14 protein-coding genes and 1 riboswitch are annotated in these 21,540 nt (G+C 35.8%); of the genes, 4 read left to right on the forward strand and 10 right to left on the reverse strand.

Going from position 1 to position 21,540, the window contains the following annotated elements; translation table 11 throughout:
- Nucleotides 1–184 precede the first annotated feature (184 nt).
- Complete coding sequence (locus tag AB1278_RS21945; protein ID WP_202841631.1) at nt 185–700, forward strand: hypothetical protein; 516 nt, start codon at nt 185–187, stop codon at nt 698–700.
- Nucleotides 701–816: 116 nt separating this feature from the next.
- Here AB1278_RS21945 and AB1278_RS21950 read toward each other — a convergent pair whose 3' ends face one another.
- Entirely contained in the window at nt 817–2,310 is a 1,494-nt protein-coding gene (locus tag AB1278_RS21950) for a RagB/SusD family nutrient uptake outer membrane protein (protein WP_202841632.1), read from the reverse strand.
- 18 nt (nt 2,311–2,328) lie between these two features.
- Nucleotides 2,329–5,262: a SusC/RagA family TonB-linked outer membrane protein gene (locus AB1278_RS21955; protein ID WP_429817017.1), complete on the reverse strand. Its 2,934-nt coding sequence runs from the start codon at nt 5,260–5,262 to the stop codon at nt 2,329–2,331.
- A gap of 83 nt (nt 5,263–5,345) precedes the next feature.
- A riboswitch (SAM riboswitch) is annotated at nt 5,346–5,444 on the reverse strand.
- A gap of 244 nt (nt 5,445–5,688) precedes the next feature.
- Here AB1278_RS21955 and AB1278_RS21960 point away from each other — a divergent pair.
- Together AB1278_RS21960 and AB1278_RS21965 are read left to right on the forward strand one after the other, a co-directional pair.
- Nucleotides 5,689–6,096 (forward strand): type II 3-dehydroquinate dehydratase, encoded by a 408-nt coding sequence (locus AB1278_RS21960; protein ID WP_110008486.1) that lies wholly within the window; start codon nt 5,689–5,691, stop codon nt 6,094–6,096.
- A 64-nt stretch (nt 6,097–6,160) separates the two neighbouring features.
- Nucleotides 6,161–6,598, forward strand: a complete 438-nt coding sequence (locus AB1278_RS21965) for a hypothetical protein (RefSeq protein ID WP_429817021.1) — start codon at nt 6,161–6,163, stop codon at nt 6,596–6,598.
- A gap of 50 nt (nt 6,599–6,648) precedes the next feature.
- On the opposite strand, the gene pckA is transcribed toward AB1278_RS21965, so the two are convergent.
- The 8 genes from pckA to AB1278_RS22005 all read right to left on the reverse strand — a co-directional run bounded on the left by pckA (nt 6,649) and on the right by AB1278_RS22005 (nt 20,410).
- Nucleotides 6,649–8,265: a phosphoenolpyruvate carboxykinase (ATP) gene (gene pckA / locus AB1278_RS21970; RefSeq protein WP_429817024.1), complete on the reverse strand. Its 1,617-nt coding sequence runs from the start codon at nt 8,263–8,265 to the stop codon at nt 6,649–6,651.
- 127 nt (nt 8,266–8,392) lie between these two features.
- Nucleotides 8,393–9,298, reverse strand: coding sequence for a GYDIA family GHMP kinase (locus AB1278_RS21975; RefSeq protein WP_110008483.1), 906 nt, complete (start codon nt 9,296–9,298; stop codon nt 8,393–8,395).
- Nucleotides 9,299–9,308: 10 nt separating this feature from the next.
- The gene (gene fabD, locus AB1278_RS21980) at nt 9,309–10,184 is read right to left on the reverse strand and encodes an ACP S-malonyltransferase (RefSeq protein WP_137904380.1); all 876 of its coding nucleotides are present in this window, start codon (nt 10,182–10,184) and stop codon (nt 9,309–9,311) included.
- 70 nt (nt 10,185–10,254) lie between these two features.
- Nucleotides 10,255–12,225 carry a LysM peptidoglycan-binding domain-containing protein gene (locus AB1278_RS21985; protein ID WP_429817028.1) on the reverse strand — a complete coding sequence of 657 codons (1,971 nt, stop codon included), beginning with the start codon at nt 12,223–12,225 and terminating at the stop codon, nt 10,255–10,257.
- Nucleotides 12,226–12,263: 38 nt separating this feature from the next.
- Nucleotides 12,264–13,850, reverse strand: a complete 1,587-nt coding sequence (gene bshC / locus AB1278_RS21990) for a bacillithiol biosynthesis cysteine-adding enzyme BshC (RefSeq protein ID WP_429817031.1) — start codon at nt 13,848–13,850, stop codon at nt 12,264–12,266.
- Nucleotides 13,851–13,862: 12 nt separating this feature from the next.
- Entirely contained in the window at nt 13,863–15,800 is a 1,938-nt protein-coding gene (locus AB1278_RS21995) for a putative porin (RefSeq protein WP_429817034.1), read from the reverse strand.
- A 92-nt stretch (nt 15,801–15,892) separates the two neighbouring features.
- Nucleotides 15,893–17,533 (reverse strand): RagB/SusD family nutrient uptake outer membrane protein, encoded by a 1,641-nt coding sequence (locus AB1278_RS22000; RefSeq protein WP_227941051.1) that lies wholly within the window; start codon nt 17,531–17,533, stop codon nt 15,893–15,895.
- A gap of 12 nt (nt 17,534–17,545) precedes the next feature.
- Nucleotides 17,546–20,410 (reverse strand): SusC/RagA family TonB-linked outer membrane protein, encoded by a 2,865-nt coding sequence (locus tag AB1278_RS22005; protein WP_110008477.1) that lies wholly within the window; start codon nt 20,408–20,410, stop codon nt 17,546–17,548.
- A 402-nt stretch (nt 20,411–20,812) separates the two neighbouring features.
- On the opposite strand from AB1278_RS22005, the gene AB1278_RS22010 reads away from it, so the two are divergent.
- Entirely contained in the window at nt 20,813–21,493 is a 681-nt protein-coding gene (locus AB1278_RS22010; protein ID WP_429817038.1) for a hypothetical protein, read from the forward strand.
- The last annotated feature ends 47 nt before the right edge of the window (nt 21,494–21,540 follow it).

Here is a 21,540-nt window from a genome sequence, read left to right on the forward strand (position 1 = left end):
TCACAAATACTATACCAGTCCTTTATGATAAAAATAAAATTCATATCATTGAAAATAAAAAATAACTCAACATCAAAAAGCATATATGAAATATTCTCTTGATCACCTTTTGTTCGCTTCAATAAAAATGAAGTGAAACAACCTGACCTTTCCACTATAGCATACAAATAAAAAATTTTTGATTATGATTAAATATATTTTTTCAATACTCTGCATGATGGTATTTTTAAACAGCTGTGGACAAAAACTATACAAAATAGAAAAAGATAAATATGATGAACCCTTATTAAATGATAAAGTACAATATTCATTTAAAGAAAAACCTTCTGAAGAAGATTTAAAAAAAATTGATACTACCACATATTATGTTCAGGTCTTTGAGGGGAGATATTACAATGAAGGAGAAATGAAGAATCCAAGGATAATTATTTTTCATAATGATGGTTTTTTCAAGAATGAATCACTTATGTATTTTGGAAAATTTGATGAGCATAGAGGAAAAAATTCTGTTTATTACGGAGGAAAATATAGAATAAAAAATAATGAGATTTTTATCGAAGAATTCATTCCTGCTTCTCAAGGTAAAACAAAATGGTATACCAGGAGAGTAACTAACGGTAAAATAGATGGTAATAAGATTATTTTTAATGAAGGTTTAGTTTCCATTTTTGAGAAAAGAAAAACTTTGCCCGTAAAATAACAAGATCTTTAATTGGAGAGTGGATACTTTTCAATGACTTATACAAAAATTCTTAAAGACAAAAACCACCGCAAAAAGCAGTGGCTCAAAAAATCAATCTAATTATGGACTATATCTCATAAATTCGGGTTATTCTCAAATTCCCTTTGTGGAATACTGAATAAATAATAAGTACTGTTTGGGGTGAAAGCAGTTTTATCTGGGAAATCAAGAACGGAATGTCCTTTACCGTCTACTGTTTTCACGGTTCCGTCCGGTGTAGTGATCTGAACTTTTATCGGTTTGCCGTCAGCATCTACAAACGGTTTTCTTACTACTGTACCCTGCGTTCTGATGATATCTGAAAGGGAGAATCCTTCGCCGAATAATTCTTTTCTTCTTTCAATCAGAACGGCATCTACTACTGCATTCTGTGACAATGATCCAGAATAAATATTAGCATTTCTGGCAGATTTCAACTGGTTCAAGACTGCTACCGCTTGAGGAACATTTCCGTTTCTGGCTTCCGCCTCAGCTTCGATCAGGTACATTTCAGCAGCTCTCATGTACACAATATCTGCAATAAGGGTTGGCTTAAACTTAAATTTGGCATACCTCAGCAATCCTTCTCTACCTTTCTGTCCGTCCCATGAAAATAACTGGTATCTGATGTCATTGGTATCAAAAAGATCTTTAAAATAAGGATCCGCCATAAAGCTGTAATAATAACTTCCTGAGGAAGATACATCCAGATAATGGAAGGCATAACTTTCATCAGACTGTTCCTGGGTCTGTGCATGTCCCCAGATCCATTCTGCATTGTTGATATCATTGAATCCATCCTTATATTTTTCCGGAGCCATAAGAGAAAATCCTTCCCTTGCGATTTTTGCTGATGCTGAAGCTTTGCTCCATTCTCCTGTATTCAGGTAAGTTCTTGCTAAAAGTCCGTTCACCACAGAACGGTTGATCTTATCCTTATTATTTCTTGTATAATTTTTCAATAGGTTATCGGCGTCGGTAAGATCACTTTTAATCAATGTATAGATTTCTTCAAGGCTTGCTCTCTTCTTCCCTACTGTGCTTGTTGTGGAAGGTTCTGTATAAATCGGGGCTGTCAATGCTGATTTGTCTTTAAGATAGCTGAACTGATAAAAGCTTGCCAGATTCAGGTAACAGAAAGCACGTAAGGCTTTTGCCTGGCCTTTCACCTGATCCTTTTTCTCCTGGCTGCCTTCTGTGCCATCAATTCTTGTAATCACATTATTCATATTATTGATAGTGGAATACAACATAGTCCAGATAAACAGCGGGCGGCTTGCTGTACTGTTAACCATTTCTGTAAAGGCATAGGTAGAAGCGAAACCATACTTATTGGTCAATACTGCCACATCACTTCCCATAGCATCACTGGCTCTCAACACAGTGGAATACCCGATATTGGCATAGGTTGTTCCGTCATTATTAAACTTTGCCCAGGTACCGTTCACTACCGTCTCAGCACTTTCGGCTGTTTTGAAAACTTCTACACTGCTGGCCTGATCAGTCGGAGCTGTATCCAGCTCGCTTTCGCAGCTTGCCAACGACAAAAATCCGATAAGAGCAAATGATATATATTTTAATTGTTTCATTGTTTCAATTTTAAAAGGTTAAAGCGTTGCCTGAAGACCAAAAGTGATCGTTCTCATGGCAGGATATCTGTAATACGTGGTTCCGTCCAAAGCCTGCTCAGGATCCATTCCTTTATGTTTATAGAAGGTCAGAAGGTTTTCTGCCTGAATATATATTCTGAATTTTTTCAATCCTATTTTCTCAAAATAATCTTCAGGGAGTGTATATCCCAAGCTTACATTTTTAAGTCTTGCATAAGTACCTGAATACAGGAATCTTGAAGACGTTGATGTCCAGTTATTCGTTGTTGTGCTCAATGCAGGAACATCTGTATATGGATTATCCGGTGTCCACCTGTTCAGGATTTCCGAACTCCATGCGCGTCCTCCGGCACTTCCGTTATGCATGATGGAAGTATAATCGGTATCCAGAATCTTCCCTCCGATTTTGAAGGTCAGTAATCCTGAAAAATCAAAATTCTTATAGGTAATGCTTGTACTGATTCCTCCTGTCAGTTTAGGCAATGCAGAACCTTGCAATAGTTTTGTCGCTTTTGAGTATTCTGAAGTCGTTCCTTCCACTGAATTTCCACTGGCATCGGTAGAAACTGTTTTCCACAATGGCTTTCCATTGCTTGGATCTACACCTACCCATTCCGGAATAAAGAAATCGTACACAGAACCTCCTACCGTTAACAACTTGGTTCCTACTACAAGAGAACCGCCAGGTAATTTTGTGACTTTATTGTTTAAAGTACTTAAGTTCACATCTACATTCCACTGGAAATTATCATTCTTAACCGGTGTTGTAAATAATGAAAATTCAAATCCTGTATTCTGAATGGTTCCGATATTAGCAGGGTAATCACTGATTCCCAATGATGGTGCCACCGGCATGTTAAACAGAAGATCCTGGCTTTTTCTTTTGAAGTATTCAATATTTCCTTTAACTCTGTTATTCAAAATAGCGAATTCCAATCCCACATTTAAGTTAAGGTTGGTTTCCCATTTTACATTATTGGTAGACGTTTTCTCCAATGTTGTTCCCGGTTCTCCACCAAGGCTGATAAACCTGTATAACTCCTGATACGCATAATAAAGCGGCTGTCCGTTGGGTCTAAGTAATTTATCATTCCCCTGACCTCCGTAACTGGCACGCAGTGTTAATTGATTAAAAACATTAAGGCTTTTTACAAATTCTTCATTGGATATTTTCCATGAACCTCCCACTGACCAGAATCTCCCCCATCTGTTATCTTTCGCAAATCTTGAAGAACTGTCTGCTCTTCCTGATGCAGATAAAAAGTAAGTATTGTTGTAATCATATTCTACTTTTCCAAGGAAACTCAATAAGCTTAATTTATTACTGTTCCCACTGAAACTTCCCAATAAAGAAGCAGCATCCGGCTCATAGTAATAAGGCAGTGAGAACTGACTTCTTGTTCCGGAAATCGTCTGATAATCGTATTTGTAGAATTCATGTCCTGTTAATGCATTAACATGATGCTTTCCAAACTTTTTATCATACGTCAGAATATTGCTGGTTGTATAGGAAAGTGTTCTGGTATTGGTCTTCGTCACTGAACCTCCAATTTCCGCACCTTGCCCAAGTAATGGATTTGAATAATAATGTCCGTTATAATTCACCAGATCAACAGAGAAGCTTGTTTTGAATTTCAGTTCCGGTAAGAAAGTGAATTCCATGAATCCTTTGCCTGAAAAGTTATCTTCTTTATTTTCGTTTTTATCTAAAGGCAACGTTGCAGCAGCATTCTGATTTTGAAGTGCATTTGTGGGCCTGTACTTTCCAAAATCATAAATTGGATTTCCGTCGGCATCTAAAACGTAAGTGCCGTCTGCATTTCTTTCATAATAAGGATAGAATGAAGGAATAAACCTTGCCGCATTGATGATATTACTCGATTTTGAATCCGAAGAAGTAGGCGCCTGCTGAATACTGTTCGTATAGCTTAAGTTGACTCCAACATTCAGCCATCTTTTAACTTCGGAATTAATTTTAAGCCTGGTATTATATCTTTTAAAACCAGATTCAATGGCCATCCCTTTATCATCCAGATAACCAAGGGAAAAGAAGTAATTACTTTTCTCACTTCCTCCGCTGATATCAAGATCCATCTGGTTTCTTGATGCCACTCTCTGTAGAATATCTCTCCAGTCATCATTCCAGAGTGGTGATGCCCCTGACAATAATTTTCCATCTGTTCCCACCGGTTTTGGATAAGCAGTTCCATATGGGTTAATTCCAAGAGTAGAAACAAGATTATCTGTTGCCATCTGAGCAGCCTGCTGAGAAGAAACTTTACCGGACTGATATCCGTTTCTTAATGCTTCCCAATATAATTGAAAATATTGATCCGTGTTTACCTGTTCATAATCTTTGACAGCTCTTCCTGAGAATCCCTGGCTGATATTAAAATTTACTCTGGCTTCTCCTTTTTTTCCTGATTTTGTAGTGATGATGATAATTCCGTTTGCCCCTCTTGAACCATACAAGGCACTTGCTGTAGCGTCTTTCAAAACACTGATGGATTCAATATCACTTGGGCTGATAGAGTTAATATTTCCGTCAAAAGGAATTCCGTCTACTACGTATAAAGGATCACTGGAAGCACTGATGGAACCGATTCCTCTGATTCTGATAGTAGAAACCGCACCCGGCTGCCCTGAGGCACTGGTGGTCTGAATCCCTGCAACCTGCCCTTCCAATGCTTTGGTAATATTGGTTACAGGTCTGTTATTGATTTTATCACTGGAAATGGTGGCTACAGAACCGGTATAGCTGTTTCTTTTTGCTTTTCCGTAAGCTACCACTACGACTTCATCAAGCTCCTTTTCATGAAGACTATCTTTTTTCAGTCTGGAATTCTGTGCACTTACACTGGTGACTCCCAGAAAAAAAGCCGCAACCGGAGGTATCCAGGCTTTATAATTAAATAAATTTTTACTAATCATAATCAATTTTATTTATCATATATTAAAATTTAACCCTTTGCAGAAAAGTCAGCAAAGGGCATCGATAAATACGATAAACCAAATGCTTATTTTTCCTTAAAAGGCTGAACGTAACACCTTGCCCCAAGGGTAGGTTGTTAAGACTTCACAGGGTCAGTTCCCTCCATCTTTCTTTATAAGCCGATCGAAATATGGTTGCAAAGCTAAAAACTTTTAGTCTACAAAACAAGTAGACTTATTATTTTTTCATGATAAATTTTTAATAATTAACATAAAATTTTAATAAAAGCCATAACAATAAGGAGTTGAAAGCTTTATCATTTATTTAAATATGACAAATATCATTATTAAAAACTCAATTGAAACAAATCTACATCACATTGAAATTTTTGGCCATTAATTAAAAAAAGTTTTTAATTTTATGGTATGAAAGTTTTGATCATCAACGGCCCTAACCTCAATCTGTTAGGCACAAGAGAACCGGAAATCTATGGAAATGTTTCTATGGAAAGTTATTTGGAAAATTTAAGATCCGAGTTTCAGACTCATGAATTAAAATATTATCAGTCTAATATTGAGGGAGAACTTATCAACAGGCTTCAGGAAGATGACTTCGATGCAGTAGTGATCAATCCCGGGGCTTATACTCACTATTCATATGCGATTGCAGACTGTTTAAAAAATATCAGAAAACCTAAAGTAGAAGTTCATATCAGCAATATCTATAAAAGAGAGGAATTCAGACAGAAATCTGTAACAGCAGCTAATACGGATGCAGTCTTATCAGGCTTTGGAATGGATGGGTATCGGTTGGCCTTATTAAGTTTAAAATAACTTATACTTTTTTATTTAACCACGGATTTCACAGATTTTCACAGATGATTATGAAAAATAATTTATGAAGATAAAGGATAAGATTTACTGTAAAAGTATTGGCATATATTCCGGGCAATTAACAAAAAGAAAATCTTATATCGTTGAAGAAATAAATGCTGAAAATATAAGAATCTGGAATGATGAAGGTAAGCTCAGATGGTATTCTAAGTTTTATTTCTGCTTGGAGAAAGAACCGGAAATTATTTCCATTCATATTGATGATGAAATAGTAGAGGATACTGAATCTGCTATAGAAGTTACCATTGAATTTTCTGACAAAACAAAATATTGGATGACCTTCACTACTCCAAAGTATTTAAATAAAATATTGGACGGAAAGTCTTACTTTTCTTCAAAGCATTTTATGATTATAAAATATCTGACTGAAGAATCAATCAAATCAACAGTCCTGAAACTGGATGAACAGAATGAATTGATTGAAAGTTGTAAAAAATACTAATAAGAAAGCCTCATCAGTGATGAGGCTTTTTATATGTTGATTGGTAACTATTAGATAGTCTGTTCCTGCAATTGAGGTCCTGAAGCTACTAATTTTTTACCTTCTTCAGTATCACAGTACTGCTCAAAGTTCTTGATATATCTTGAAGCAAGATCTTTTGCTTTTTCTTCCCATTCTGAAGCGTTCTCATAAGTATCTCTAGGATCTAGAATACCTGTAGAAACGTTTGGCAATTCAGTAGGAATTTCAAGGTTCATGATCGGAACCTGAGTTTTAGGAGCATTATCAATAGAACCGTCAATGATGGCATCAATGATTGCTCTGGTATCTTTTAGAGAAATTCTCTTTCCGGTACCATTCCAACCTGTGTTTACCAGATAAGCTTTAGCTCCGTGCTCCTTCATTTTACCGATTAATGTTTTAGAATACATTGTTGGGTGCAATGTAAGGAATGCTTCACCAAATGCTGGAGAGAAAGATGGCTGAGGTTCAGTAATTCCCCTTTCAGTTCCTGCTAATTTTGATGTATAACCGCAAAGGAAGTGGTATTGAGCCTGATCTTCATTCAGGATAGAAACCGGAGGAAGTACTCCGAATGCATCTGCTGAAAGATAAACTATCTTTTTGGCATGACCTGCTTTGGAAGGCAATACAATTTTGTTGATATGATAGATTGGATAAGAAACTCTTGTGTTCTCAGTGATAGATCCGTCTGTATAATCCGCTACTCCATTGTTAACAACAACGTTTTCAAGAAGTGCATCTCTCTTGATGGCAGCAAAGATATCCGGTTCTTTTTCTGCAGATAAGTCGATAACTTTAGCGTAGCATCCGCCTTCATAGTTGAATACTCCGTTATTATCCCATCCGTGCTCATCGTCACCGATAAGGTATCTTTTAGGATCTGCTGATAAAGTTGTTTTACCAGTTCCTGAAAGACCAAAGAATAAAGCTACATCCCCTTTTTCTCCTACGTTTGCAGAACAGTGCATTGAGGCCATACCTTTTAATGGAAGATAGTAGTTCATCATGGCGAACATCCCTTTCTTCATCTCACCTCCATACCATGTACCTCCGATGATCTGTAGTTTTTCAGTAAGGTTGAACATGATGAAGTTCTCAGAGTTTAATCCCTGAGCTTCCCAGTTCGGGTTGGTAGTTTTTGATCCGTTGATAACTGTGAAATCCGGCTCGCCAAAGTTTTCAAGCTCATAGTGAGAAGGACGAATGAACATATTAGTAACAAAATGTGCCTGCCATGCTACTTCAACGATAAATCTTACTTTAAGTCTCGTATCCGCATTCGTTCCGCAGAATGTATCTACTACATAAATCTTTTTAGATCCGGCAAGCTGGTTCAGCACTAGTTCTTTACAAGACTCGAAAATTTCTGCTGTTGTAGGTAAGTTTACTTTACCATCCCAGAAAATTGTATCTCTTGTAACATCATCCTGAACAATATATCTGTCTTTAGGTGAACGACCTGTGAAAATTCCTGTTTTTACTGATACTGCGCCTGATTCTGTAAGCTCAGCTTTCTCAAACCCCTGATTTTCAGGAGAAACTTCAGCCTGATATAATTCTTCATAAGAAGGATTATACACTACTTCATAGTTTCCTTTAATCCCTAATTTCTCTAAATCCTGGATGATTTTAGTGTTTTTCATTTTACTTATATTTTCTATTTCTTTATTGCTTTCAACAAAAATAATATTAATTATTTGTTAAAGGTGGTTTAAATATACTGATATAAGTCAGAATGGCAAATAAAAAAACAGGATTGTAATATATTGATTATAAACCAATTATATTATCCCATTCAAAAACGGTCGTAAAACCTTTCTCCCAAAAATAGTTCTTATAGTCCCCAAATTTCGCACTCATCACAAAATCTCCACCCCATGCACCTAAACTTTTGACAAATGAAGGGCAATCTGAGAAAAATTTTTCTCTAACTGTGAGAATTTCAAGAAAATCGGCAATTTTTCGCTCATGAATCATCATTAATGCAGAAAAATTTTCCAATTCATCGCATAACATAATTTTCTTTGTGATATCCGAAAATTCATCAACCAATTCCGGGGACTTCTTTTTTGATTTGTAAAAATTGATTCCTTCTCTACTATCCTGCTTCTGATTTAAATGAATAAAAATCAGTTCATTTTTAAAGGACGGATTAAAATCTACTTTCTCATATTTTATCTCAGGTTTACTTTGGAAAAGCACTGCGGACTTTTCTTTTGCAACTGCAATGTCATATCCACTGCCTCCCAAACTGATGGTGTTAAGATGAAAAGGATCTATTTCAGCCCATTCCGCCAGGTTATTCATCAGGGTGGAACTGCTCCCAAGCCCATAATCCGCAGGAAACTGAAGATTTGTTTTTAAATAATAAGTAAGGTCTGTTTTGAATTTACTGTCAGAAAGCAGCTGAACATTTTGTAATGTTTTGGTAATAAACTCAGCGCTTGATGGAATATTGGTTTCTAAGATCTGCCAGTTTTTATAATCAATGACAGCTTTTAACCATAATGTATTCTGATGATAGGCTTCCCAAAGAATAAGAGATTTTCCATCTTCTTTTTCTTCAAAGAAAAACTCTTGTCCCAGCCTGGTAGGTACCGCTAAGACAAGAGCTCCATCGATTGCGAAATATTCTGAAGTAAGCATAAGCTTGCCCGGTGAAAAGATCGCGCTCATATTTTTTTATTTAGATTGCAGAAGTTGCTTCTACAGATCCGTCAATTTTTTTGATCAATCCCTGAAGGGTTTTTCCTGGTCCTACTTCCACGAAGTTAGAGGCACCATCTTTAATCATATTCTGAACAGACTGTGTCCATTTTACTGGACCGGTAAGCTGAGCGATCAGGTTTTGTTTGATCTCATCAGGATTGGTTACCGCTGTTGTCGTGATATTCTGGTATACAGGAATAGTTGCTTTTCTGAATTTTGTCTTTTCGATAGCTGCTGCCAGTCTCTCCTGTGCAGGCTGCATCAATGGTGAGTGGAAAGCTCCGTTTACCGGTAACAGCAATGCTCTTTTAGCGCCTGCTTCTTTCAGCTTTATACACGCTTCTTCTACTGCAGGAGTTTCTCCTGAAATAACCAATTGTCCCGGACAGTTATAGTTGGCAGGAACAACAACCCCGCTGATCTGTGCACAGATTTCTTCAACCTTGGCATCGTCTAATCCTAAGATTGCAGCCATAGAACTTGGATTGGCGTCGCAAGCTTCCTGCATCGCTTTCGCTCTTTCAGAAACTAATTTCAAACCGTCATCAAAGGATAAAACTCCGTTGGCAACCAAAGCTGAAAACTCTCCCAAAGAGTGTCCTGCTACCATTTCAGCACCAAGACCATTTACGGCTTTTAATGCTGCTACTGAATGTATAAATATTGAAGGCTGGGTAACCTCTGTTTTCTTAAGATCCGCATCCGTACCGTTAAACATAATGGAAAGAATGTCGAAACCTAAAATTTCATTGGCAGATTCCATCAGATCTTTAATATCTTTTCTAGAATCATACAATTCTTTTCCCATTCCTACGAACTGAGAACCCTGCCCTGGAAATACAAGTGCTTTCATGTATTGAATTAAATATTATGCAAATATAACTATAATGTTAACAATATTCGTTTTAAGTGCTATAAATCATTTATGGTACTAACCTGATTACTCTGTAACCTGTATTTACATAAGCACCGTTAGCTTTAGATTTTACAAACTCAAATTTGGTCGCAAGCTGAGTCTGAACTTTATTCATTTGTTTAAAGATCTCTCCTTTTTTATTTTCTCTGGTTAGCATATCATTTACCACATCAAAACCTACGATCGCATATTTCGGTGGAGTTTTGCAGTATTTGCTTTTATAAGCAGCCAGAATTTCTTTCTCAAAGCTACCGTCTGTATTGATCTTTCTATCCATCAGATATACAAGACTTGCCTGGCTCAGCTCATCCACTTTCTTCTCGAAAACAGGAGAATAGAACATACTGAAGGCTTTTATACCCTGAACTTCTTTAGACATTGCAATCATTCTGTTGGCAAAAACATCTCCTGCAGTATTATCATCATTTGCTAAAATGGCAATAACCGGTGCAGACTGTCCTGTCATCATATTCTGGTCCAGCTGAATATCTGCCGACGAATTAACAATAATGATATTAGGATTTTTCACCGCTTTTTCAAGTCCGGCTTTGATATAGTTGGCATCTTCTTTTTTAGCATCTGCCACTATATATATTTTCTGATCTGAATACACTGCTTTTACTTCTTCTACAATCTTATCAGCATACGTCTGATTGTTGGTTTCTACAATAATAAGGTTACTGTAGTTATAGAGTTCCGGAGAGTTGGCAAATGGTGCTACAATCGGGATTTTCTGATTTTTGGTGAAATCAAGAACATCAATTACATTGGATTTGAAGAAAGGTCCGATAATAAGATCTGTATTATCAGGATTAATCTGTGTCAAAGAGTTTTTGAACGAAGCTTCATTCCCTGAGTCTACTACTTTAATATCCAGTTTTTGTCCTCCTCTTGCATTTCTTTCAATAGCGAGTTTAGCTCCTGTCAAAAAGTCAAGTGCCATTCCTCTGTACTGAGTTTCATTGGTGCTGTACCCGAAAGGAAGCATCAGGATAACGCTTAAAGCATCACCATTCTTCTTTATGTATGCAGCATCCTGTTTTTTGATTTTTAAAACCATTCCGGTTTTCAGACCATGTGAAAGATCCGGGTTAAGAGCAATAAGTTCATCAATAGAAACACCAAATTTATTAACAATAGAGAATACTGTATCTCCCTGCTGAACTGTGTAGGTAACATAATCATCACCTGCAGCAACAGTGGAAGCAGCGGTTGATTTTTCGTTGCCTGAATCCATTTTTGCTTTTGGATTTGAAGTTTCAGCAACAGTATCAGTATTATTGTTATTGGATCTTTTTATTGTTATGGTATCACCAGGTTTCAGTCCTTTTTCTTCCAATCCCGGATTTAAAGCATAAAGATCCTGCTGGCTGATGCCAAACTGTTTTGTAATTCTGTAATAATTATCTTTCGCCTGAATCACATAAGATTCTCCTTCTGCAGCAGCAGTGGTAGCAGATGTAGATGTAGCAGCAGTTGCTGTTACTTTTTCTACAGGAGTTTCAGTATGTTTTTCTGCTGTTACAGCCTGTTGCTCGCCACCATATTTTTTAATGCTGGCAAGAGGTAATGTGATTTCGTCTCCGATTTTCATGTGAGAATCCAGTTCAGGATTCAGTTTTCTTAAATCAGTTTCGGAAATTCTGTATTGTTTTGTAATACCATAGATGGTTTGCTTTGGCAGTAAAACAATTTTACCCAGAGAAGAAGCACCTGTATTTGAAGTTACTTTTTGTGCCGGAGCTGTTTTTGTTACAGCCGGAGCGGCTGCTTTTTCTGATTTTATCGTTAAAACATCTCCGATCGCCAGTTTGCCATCTTTATGTTTTGGGTTTAGCTTCAGCAATTCATCTACAGTCATTCCATACTTTTTGGCAATGTTGTAAGGATTGTCACCTTGCACAACCGTATGTGATTTCTGGGCTGAAACTCCCAAAACCATACATAAACTGGATAGAATAAAAAACCTCTTTATCATATTCGATAATTATAATTTACAAAAATACTTCTTTAAAATTAAATGGCAACAATTATTAATTTTGAATCTTGAACCACCATTTCTTCCAAACAATTTTCAAGCCACGAATAGCCATAATCTGAAAAGAATACACTAAAGTTATATACTCTCTCCTGCCATGTTTTTGCGGGATGAACATCTAAAAACAGATTTTCAAGTCTTTCAAGCAATTCATTCTGTTTTATTTTTTCAGCATGAAGCAGGCGTTTTTTCATTCTTTTAAATGATTTCAGCTGTCGTACTTCTTCTGCCTTCACCATATTACCGAAAGATCTCTCCGTAGTTTCCGCAGATGCTTTCAGTGCAGAAAAATTACTGATCAATACTCCTTCCTTTTCTTCGAGCAATCGTAGAACAGAATTATCTTTTAAAATCTTCTGATTGGTAAGTACCGAGAAGTTCTGAAAAAAATCTTCTATTTTAAGATCAAGCTTTTTTATTTTCCCTAAGGTTTTTTCTTTCAGGAAAAGCATAGAATTTCTTGGAATCAGGATAGGAAAAGGAATATTGATTTTTGAGAAATAATCCTTCAGTTCCAGCCAGTACATGATTTCTGCATTTCCACCAATATAAGCCAGATTAGGAAGTACGTTTTCCTGATAAACCGGACGCATTAATGCATTCGGACTGAATTTTTCAGGATGATTTTCCAGTTCAGCCAGAATCTCTTCTTCTGTAAACTGGATGGTCTTATCCACAATGATATACTTCTGACCATTAAATTCAATTCTGTCTCTGGTGTCAGAAAGATAGAAAAGGTTAATTTCACGAGGGTTTACCTGAACCTTTCCATATTTCTCAGTAAGAAAATCTACTTTGTCTTTGGAAGTTTTCTGTAACCTGAAGTTCAGAAGCTCATCTTTAAAAATCGTCTTCATCTGATTTTTGAGTTCTACAGAATCTCCATCCAGAATCAAAAGTCCGAATTCTGAAAAAAGACGGTTGACAAGAATCTTAATGGCTTCCGTTAAGGTGTTTCCTGCTTTATAAGCTTCCTTCATCATTAAAATCAGCTCTGTCCCGAAAACAGAATCTTTGAATTCTTTTTCAAATTCAGAAATAAAATAGGTATCACTGATTTCAATTCGTCCTACCGGGCCGCCGGATTTCCCGTTGGTTTCGTAATAGCTATTTTCAGTTTTAAAATGATTGATCTCGGCAAAATCATGATCCTCCGAAGCCATCCAATATACCGGAACAAAATTAAAATCCGGAAAATTTTCTTTCAGATAGGTGCATGTCTTTATTGTCTGAAGAATTTTATATACAAAGAAAACAGGTCCGGAAAACAGGTTCAGCTGATGCCCCGTTGTAATAGTGAACGTGTTTGGCTGTTTAATACTTTCAAGATTTTCTTTCTGCTTTGAAGAAAGAGTAAGACTTGCAAGCTGACTTTCAAATACATCAGCCAAAATATGTCTTTTCTCTGATGTGAAAGAATCTTTCTTCAGATGAATCTGCTGTCTGAAATGCTCTAAGGAAAATGTGTTATTTTCAAAACCCTCAATTTTCTGATGTAAAAAATCTTTTACCAGCTGAGGAATACTTTCTATATCGTTAAATGATATTTTATTAATTGTTTTCAACCTGTACAGTTTTTAGTTGAACAAATACCACACAATTCCGATATTCAATCTGAAATCATACACCGGGTAATGTGGAAATGCATATGCTTTGTTGTTGGAGATCACCATTCCTATCTGCTGTCCTTCTATGAAAAAGAACATTTTCTTCACCTTCATATTAATATAAACATCGGCGATAGGCTGTCCTCCAATTGAAAATGAATCTGCTCTTGGCAGAATGTATTCATTAAGAACCGGGAAATATTCTCTTGAAGCGAATTTAGAGAAATAATATACTTTAACCCCTGCCTGAATTTCTGCTGCTTTTTTAAAGGCCTGTGTCTGATAAAAGAAGTTGGCCCTACCGATAAAACCAGGTAAAGGAAGCAGTTCTTTATTGGTTAAAGTATTCTGGAAATGCACTCTTGTATTCAGGTGAAATTTGTTGAAGCTGAATGTGGCATCTCCTCCGATCTGAGAAATATTCACCGAATTATTACTTTGCTTCGGACTTCCGTTACTATCAAAATAAGTATAGTTATCAATTCTGAAGTAATTGGCGAAAAGCTCTGTTTTGAACCATTTCAGATTGATACTTCCTCCTACTTCCATTACAGACTGGTTCTTCGCATCTTCAAGATAATAATTGAAATTGTTATAAACGGAAGTATTTAATAAATAATTGAAAGAAGGATAGGCACTCTGGAAGTTTACTTTTGCATTAACGAAATAATCTTTGACAGGCTCAAACTTCAGATTATTGGTTGTTTTCAGATAACTTTTAAACTGGCTTCCGTTTGAAAATTCCAGGAATGAATTCAATTGAATTTTGTCCCAAAGTTTTACCTGCAGATTTCCTACAGCTCCAATTCTGTTTTCTTTCAGTTCGCCAGGGAAAGGAACACCGTTCAGTGCAACAACATCTCTTATTCCTAATTTGATCATCTGATAACGTACCCCTGCATCCAGCTTGAATTTTTCATTATTAAAAATCAGGCTTACCGTATTGCTGAAGTTTTCGGAATATTTTTTTGTTGTCAGCGGGAAACCGTCTACCAGTTCAGCAGGGTCATTATACCAATAAGGCTCCAAGGCAGTTTGATTATAATAATATTTGTTCCCCTGATGAGAAATAATATGTCTTATACTGAAAGGGAATTTCCCGGAATTGAATGGCGTAAACTGATGACTCAGATAGTATCTTCTGTAAGAAAACTGTGAGCTTGAAGAGGCCAGATTTACCTGCGCATTTTGTCTGTTGCTATAATTACTGTCACCACTTTGAAACAGATTATCTTCGGTAATACCTCCACTCTCCTGATTATTTACATTCTGATGAAGATAATGGGCAAAAAGCTCATAATTTCCGCTTTTCGAAACATAGTGACCTGAGAATAGTGTATTGTTATTTGCTGACAATGAGTTTCTGTAAAGTCCCTGAGAACGAAGTCCCATATATTCAAGAGCAAAGTTGAATCTTTTTCCGATGTTCTGAGTATAGGTTGATTTCAGAGCAGCACCGTTTCGCATGGCATTATGATAAATAAATGATGCGGTAGGTGTTTTTACGTCGTAGTATTTCACATCATTGGCTCCAATGATCATGTAAGATTTATTGGAAGGAAGTAATGAAAGATTTTCTTCCGGATTTACTTCAAATACAAGAGGATTAAATCCTGCACCAATGTTGGCAGGCTGCACTCTCCCAAAATTATCTTTATTATTTTGCTGTGAAAAAATATAGGTTTTATCAAAAGTCATTACGGTATCAAAAACTTTCTTTTCAGAAAACTGAGTCTGATACTGGTAATCATTAATGGTGGGCTTAAAAATTTTCAGGGAATCTTTTTTCCCGGAATCTATCACAAGGGTATCTTCTTTTTTGGGCTGAGGCTTTGTCTCTGCTTTATTCATGACCTGAGCCTTGGCTACAAAACCTAAAGAGAAGAGTATGAAAAGGATGTACTTCATTATTCATTATTGTACAGCAAAAATAAGAAATAAAAGGACATAAAAAACCCCTGCTTTGAGCAGGGGTTCTATATCAAATGATTATTGTATGATTAATAACCAGGGTTTTGCTGACAATTTGGATTGGCAGAAGTCTCTTGCACAGGTATAGGTAATGTATACTTATAACTATCATTTGGTAAGTTAAGAGATGGTAACGTGATAAAATCATCTTTAATGTTTCTATCCATTGTTACTCCTGCAACTGCAGCAAGTCTCTTTAAGTCAATATATCTGTGTCCTTCTAAAGCAAGTTCAATTCTACGCTCTTTCAAGATATCAGCGTAAGCAAATTGAGCATTAGTATACACAGGAGTTGTTGCAGTACCTAAATAGTTTCTTGCAACTCTCACCTGTTGAATAAGTGCTTGAGCGGAAGCTAAGTTACCTGCCGCTACTTCTGCTTCTGCTAAAATAAAGTACATTTCTGACAATCTGAATACCTTAAGGTCATTTCTCGTTGCTGTACTTGTTTTACCAGGATACTTATCAATAACTAATCTATCATTTCTAGAGTCAACATTCTGGTAGTTTGTCTGTATAATTGACGTTGGATCAATGTAATTATATCTTCTAACATCTCCTTTATCAGGTTGTCCGGCAGGAGTATAAATTAAATTGAATAAGTTTCTACCTAAGAACCACATTGGTACTCCACTTACTGTAGATTGGTTTGTATTCCATCTAGATCCAATCGTTGCACCAGCACCCAAAGGAAGTCTGTTCAAAGAGAAAATAATTTCTCCTCTTGACGAGTCATTCCATAGATTTCTGTATGGGTTGAAAGAAGACGCAGTTCCATAAAATTCACTTCTCCAAGTACTACCAGTACTTAAATCAATTGCAGGTGATGTAGTAGTTACAATAGGATTGGCTACAGTTAACTTAGAACCTGTTGCTGCATCCAAAATAGGAGAATTATTAATCACATCCTGAGCATATTGCTTTGCTAATGTAGTATTCCCTCTATATAAATTGAAACGAGCAGAAAGAGCGTTAACGAATCCTTTACCAACAGTATATCTTGCAGCTGCAGTATTAGAATATGTTAAAATACTTCTGGCATAATCTAAATCTGCATTAATAAGGTCGTAAACATCCTGATTCTTAGCTCTTGGTAATTTAGCATCAGTTGCCGGAACATCTTTTATAAGAATAACACCTAATCCGTTAGGGTCTTTCATATTAGGAGCAAAATAAGTTTCCAATTGAACATAGCAAAATGCTCTGATCGCTCTGGCCTGTGCAATGATACTGTTATATTGAGCAACTTCACCAGAACTAGGAGTGATATTTTTAGCTCCTTCCAATAATCTGTTAACTCTGTTAATTACTTTGTAATTGTTAAGCCAGATTCCATCACTTGAACCAGTACTTACTGATCCCCCTCCTACAATTTGAGTAGATGGATCAAGGAAAAATCTATGTAGTTCGTACTCCTGACCACCACTACCGCTTCCAGGCTTAACTTCATCTGTGAAAACTGCAGTAAAATATATTTCATCGATTGGATCAAACACAGCATATACCGATCCATTTAAAGCTTCGTTCAAATTTGATACATTAGTAAATACTTCTTCAGGCTTCAATTCCCCCGCCTGTTTAATATCTAGTGCATCCTGGCAACTATTTAAAGCAAATCCTGTTGCTGATAAAGTTGCTAAAATTAAAACTGTATTTATAATTCTTTTCATAATTCTTTTTTATTAAAAATCAACATTTAACCCAACTGAAACTGTTTTAGGGTTAGGATATACATTTAACGAGTACGTAGTAACCGGCTCAGGGTCAAATCCTTTCCAGCTGCTCCATGTATATAGGTTTTCAGCCTGAACAAACACTTTAATACCTTTAACAGGTAATTTTCCTAACTGATCTTTAGTAAATGAATATCCTAAAGAAACATTCTTAAGTCTTATGAAATCTGATTTATATAAGAATCTATCTGAAGAACCATCTGTACCAGCGTTATCAGCAAATAAGTTAGGTACATCAGATCCAGTATTTTCCGGAGTCCAAGCATTTAATAAATTAGCAGATACGTTAATGTTAGCAGCTGCATAATCAGGATTCATTACCCAAGAGTATAAATTGTCATAAATATATCCTCCTTGTTGGTATGAGAATAATGTATCAAGGAACCATCCTTTGTATTGGAAGTTAAATCCAAAACCTCCTGTAAATTTAGCATATGGAGATTTCCCTGTCAATCTTCTGTCTGAAGGTTGTGGGTTCTCTGTAATATTTCCATTGATATCAAGGAATTGCATATTTCCATTTGCCGCGTTTACTCCTACGTATGGATATAGCTGATACTGGCTAGCAGGACCTCCAATAGCATTAACAACATCTCCTGACAAATCTTCGTTACTCATAGAAACGATTTTGTTAGAGTTGTAAGCTCCGTTAACAAAGATAGATAGTTTTGTGTTCTCTGTTCTTATAGCATTAACCCTGATTAGACCTTCAACCCCTTTGTTATCAAGGATTCCGTCATTCCCTCTAATACCGTAAGTACCTGTTACAGCTGATCTCTGCAACGTATTGAACATTCTTGTTGTTCTTTTTTGATAGTAGTCAAAGCTACCTTCTACAAGACCTTTATAGTTGAAATCAACCCCAACATTTGTTTGTTTTACCTGCTCCCATTTCAAATAAGGGTTAGATAAATTCACAAAATTATATCCCAATAAGTTTTGATATCCAGAGATTCCTGAATATAAATCAAGGAAGTTATTCGGAAGTAATGCTAAAGGGTTTTGGTTATTAGCTGCAACTCCTAAATTCTGGTTACCTGTAGTACCAATAGAAGCTCTTAATTTAAGCAATCTGAATCCAGACTCAGCCATGAAATCTTCTTTGTCAATATTCCATCTTACGGCTGCTGACCAGAAAGTTTCCCATCTGTTAGTAGGTAAGAAACGGTATGATCCATCTCTTCTGATAACTCCACTTACTCCATATTTATCTTTATAATCATAGTCTACAGTACCGAAGTAAGCCAAAGTACCCGCAGTTACTTTTGAAGCTCCTACAGTAGGTCTGTAAATATTCGGTGTATCAGGATTAAATGGAATATATCCTGTTCCAGCACCAAACTGCCATTGTAATGGGTTTAATCCATTTTGAGTTTGTGTATTTGTATTTACATGAGCTTTAATATAATCCATGTAAGCAGCAACTGAAATAGTATGGTCACCGAATGTTTTATTGAAAGTAATGTTTGTGATACTGTTAAATGTCAGATCCTGAGTTGTTGTAAAACTTTCTGATCCTCCATACTTAGCACCAGCTCCCGCTGCTACAGCTGTAGATAAATACCCCTGAGCACCTCTTGCAAAGATTCTTTCGTATTCTTTATATTCTATACCAGTTCTGTTACCTACACTTAGGTAATCAGTAATCTTATAATTTACATTTGCATTAGCAGAAATACTTAATTCAGTAAATCTGTTTCTAACTCCTCCATTAATATTATCCTGAAGGATCCAAGCTCTGTTTCCTGCACTGTTTTGTCCAATAGCATTGAATAGTTCTACTCCATTAGAATATGGATTAGGAGCCACATAAGAAGGAGAAAGTACGCTACCAAATAATGCATTCTGGATTACATTGGAGCTGATTCCTGTATTTTCTTCATCATCTAGCTGATTTCTTTTGGAATATCCTAAACCTAGAATTGTACCGAAAGTTAATCTGCCATCTTTAGACTTACCACTTAAGTTGTTTCTTAATGTAAATCTCTTGAAATCGGTAGATTTTACAGTACCTTCACTGTCTAAATAACCTAAAGATAAGAAGTTGTTTATATTTTCTCCACCTCCTGTAATCGCTAAATTATGTTGCTGAGAAATACCTACACGAGTAAATTGCTTTCTCCAGTCAGTATCTATTGCCCAGTTATCAATATCTTCCTGAGATAGGCCTTGATCTGCCGCAAAACCACCTCCGTAAATTTTTTGTATCTGTAACTGCTGTTTAGCACTAGACATATTATAGTCAGGCTTAGGTATCATTGAGAAAGAAGTCAGGGCATCATAAGAAATCTTCAGTCCTGAATTAAATTTCCCTCCTTTTGTTGTAATTACAACAACTCCGTTTGCAGCTCTGTTACCGTAAATTGCTGTAGCTTGTGCATCTTTCAGAATACTGAATGTCTCAATATCATAAGAGTTTAAGTTTCTGAACTGTGAACCTGAAGTGATAACACCATCTACTACGTATAATGGATCTCTTGAACCATTCAAAGAACTCATACCTCTAATCAAGATATTGAATTTACCAGAACCAGGAGAACCAGATCCAGAGTTAATCACAATACCTGGTGCTGTTCCCTGAATTGAATTCAGAACAGAAATGTTAGGTCTGTTTTCTAAGGTTTCAGCACCTACAGTTACTGAAGAAGTTGTAGATTTTGCTTTTGTAGCGGTCTTACTATATCCTAAGACAACTACTTCCTCAATTTTTGTCTCCTTGTCTTTTTTATCCTTGGAGTCTTTTTCCTGAGCAAATACAGCCTGTCCTGTAAAAAACAAAACACCAGCCGTTAATACACGTAATTTAACATTCATATTAACAAATTTTAATATATTTTAGGAGCAAATATGTTAATAAATATTAACACTAGCAAATTTTTCAGATTCACAAATCATAGATATATTCATGATAAATCAATCTAAGCCCACCACATACATTATAATTCATAATATTAGATGTAAAAAATTATTATAATTTAAATTAGAAACTTAAATTATTTACTTTTTAACACTTTAAAATCAACAGAAAAATAATTATTTATAATGAATCTAAATTAAAACAATACTAATATTCAAGCTTATAGGTGTTTTTTTTTAATTAACGACATCATTAATTTCAATCTTTTTCAACACAACTACTTTCTCTGATTAAAAAGACAAAAAAGCACTGGTTTCTTTTAAAAAGTAATATATTTATAACTTTAAAAAAAATTAAACATGAAAAAAATAGTTTTAACAACAATAGCCATATTTAGCTTCAGTTTTAGCTTTGCACAAAATACACTATCAGTGAATGGTGCTACAGGAGCACAAGCCGTATTTGACGGTATCAACTCGACTACAGGTAAAACATTTAAATATGATGAGATTTCAGGGGATTCACCATATATTGGTAAAGAATTTTCTGATGCAAAGATTGCTGTTAATTATGAACAGCTTCCCGTACGTTATAACAGCTACACTGATGAAATCGAATTTAAGAAAAACGGACAAGTTCAGGTTCTTCCAAAAACCACTGATTTTTCAAGAATTGAAGTTCTGTCTCCTAAGCAAGTATTAGTTTTAGTTGACACATCAGATGATCTCAATGGCTATTTTTTTGAATTGGCCAACGGAAAAAACACTCTGTACAAAAAAGTCAAAACTAAATTTACAGATGTTGTACCAGCGCCAAATTCTTATGCTAGTGAAAGACCAGCTAATTTCAGGAAATTACCTCCTGTATATTACATCAAAACACAAAACGGCTTTATCAAAAAGCCTAAAAACCAAAAGGATATTATCAACCAATTTCCAGATAAAAAAGACAGCTTAGCCAGTTTCTTTAAATCCAATAAAATAAAGTTTGATAAAGATGAAGATTTAATAAAGCTTGTGACTTTTTTGAACCAGAATTAGATTATTTATAACTATTATATTAATAAAAAAGCAGGCATCTGAGATGC

Source organism: Chryseobacterium sp. NRRL B-14798 (assembly GCF_050470705.1).
In the GTDB taxonomy this organism is placed as follows: domain Bacteria; phylum Bacteroidota; class Bacteroidia; order Flavobacteriales; family Weeksellaceae; genus Chryseobacterium; species Chryseobacterium cupriresistens.

Bases quoted from the DNA above. Each gene is read 5' to 3' on its own strand.
- AB1278_RS21955 (WP_429817017.1), bottom strand. From the start codon at position 5,262: ATGATTAGTAAAAATTTATTTAATTATAAAGCCTGGATACCTCCGGTT.
- fabD (WP_137904380.1), bottom strand. From the start codon at position 10,184: ATGAAAGCACTTGTATTTCCAGGGCAGGGTTCTCAGTTCGTAGGAATG.
- AB1278_RS21995 (WP_429817034.1), bottom strand. From the start codon at position 15,800: ATGAAGTACATCCTTTTCATACTCTTCTCTTTAGGTTTTGTAGCCAAG.
- AB1278_RS22010 (WP_429817038.1), top strand. From the start codon at position 20,813: ATGAAAAAAATAGTTTTAACAACAATAGCCATATTTAGCTTCAGTTTT.
- AB1278_RS21965 (WP_429817021.1), top strand. From the start codon at position 6,161: ATGAAGATAAAGGATAAGATTTACTGTAAAAGTATTGGCATATATTCC.
- AB1278_RS21985 (WP_429817028.1), bottom strand. From the start codon at position 12,225: ATGATAAAGAGGTTTTTTATTCTATCCAGTTTATGTATGGTTTTGGGA.
- AB1278_RS21960 (WP_110008486.1), top strand. From the start codon at position 5,689: ATGAAAGTTTTGATCATCAACGGCCCTAACCTCAATCTGTTAGGCACA.
- AB1278_RS21945 (WP_202841631.1), top strand. From the start codon at position 185: ATGATTAAATATATTTTTTCAATACTCTGCATGATGGTATTTTTAAAC.
- AB1278_RS21950 (WP_202841632.1), bottom strand. From the start codon at position 2,310: ATGAAACAATTAAAATATATATCATTTGCTCTTATCGGATTTTTGTCG.
- AB1278_RS22005 (WP_110008477.1), bottom strand. From the start codon at position 20,410: ATGAATGTTAAATTACGTGTATTAACGGCTGGTGTTTTGTTTTTTACA.
- AB1278_RS21975 (WP_110008483.1), bottom strand. From the start codon at position 9,298: ATGAGCGCGATCTTTTCACCGGGCAAGCTTATGCTTACTTCAGAATAT.
- AB1278_RS22000 (WP_227941051.1), bottom strand. From the start codon at position 17,533: ATGAAAAGAATTATAAATACAGTTTTAATTTTAGCAACTTTATCAGCA.
- pckA (WP_429817024.1), bottom strand. From the start codon at position 8,265: ATGAAAAACACTAAAATCATCCAGGATTTAGAGAAATTAGGGATTAAA.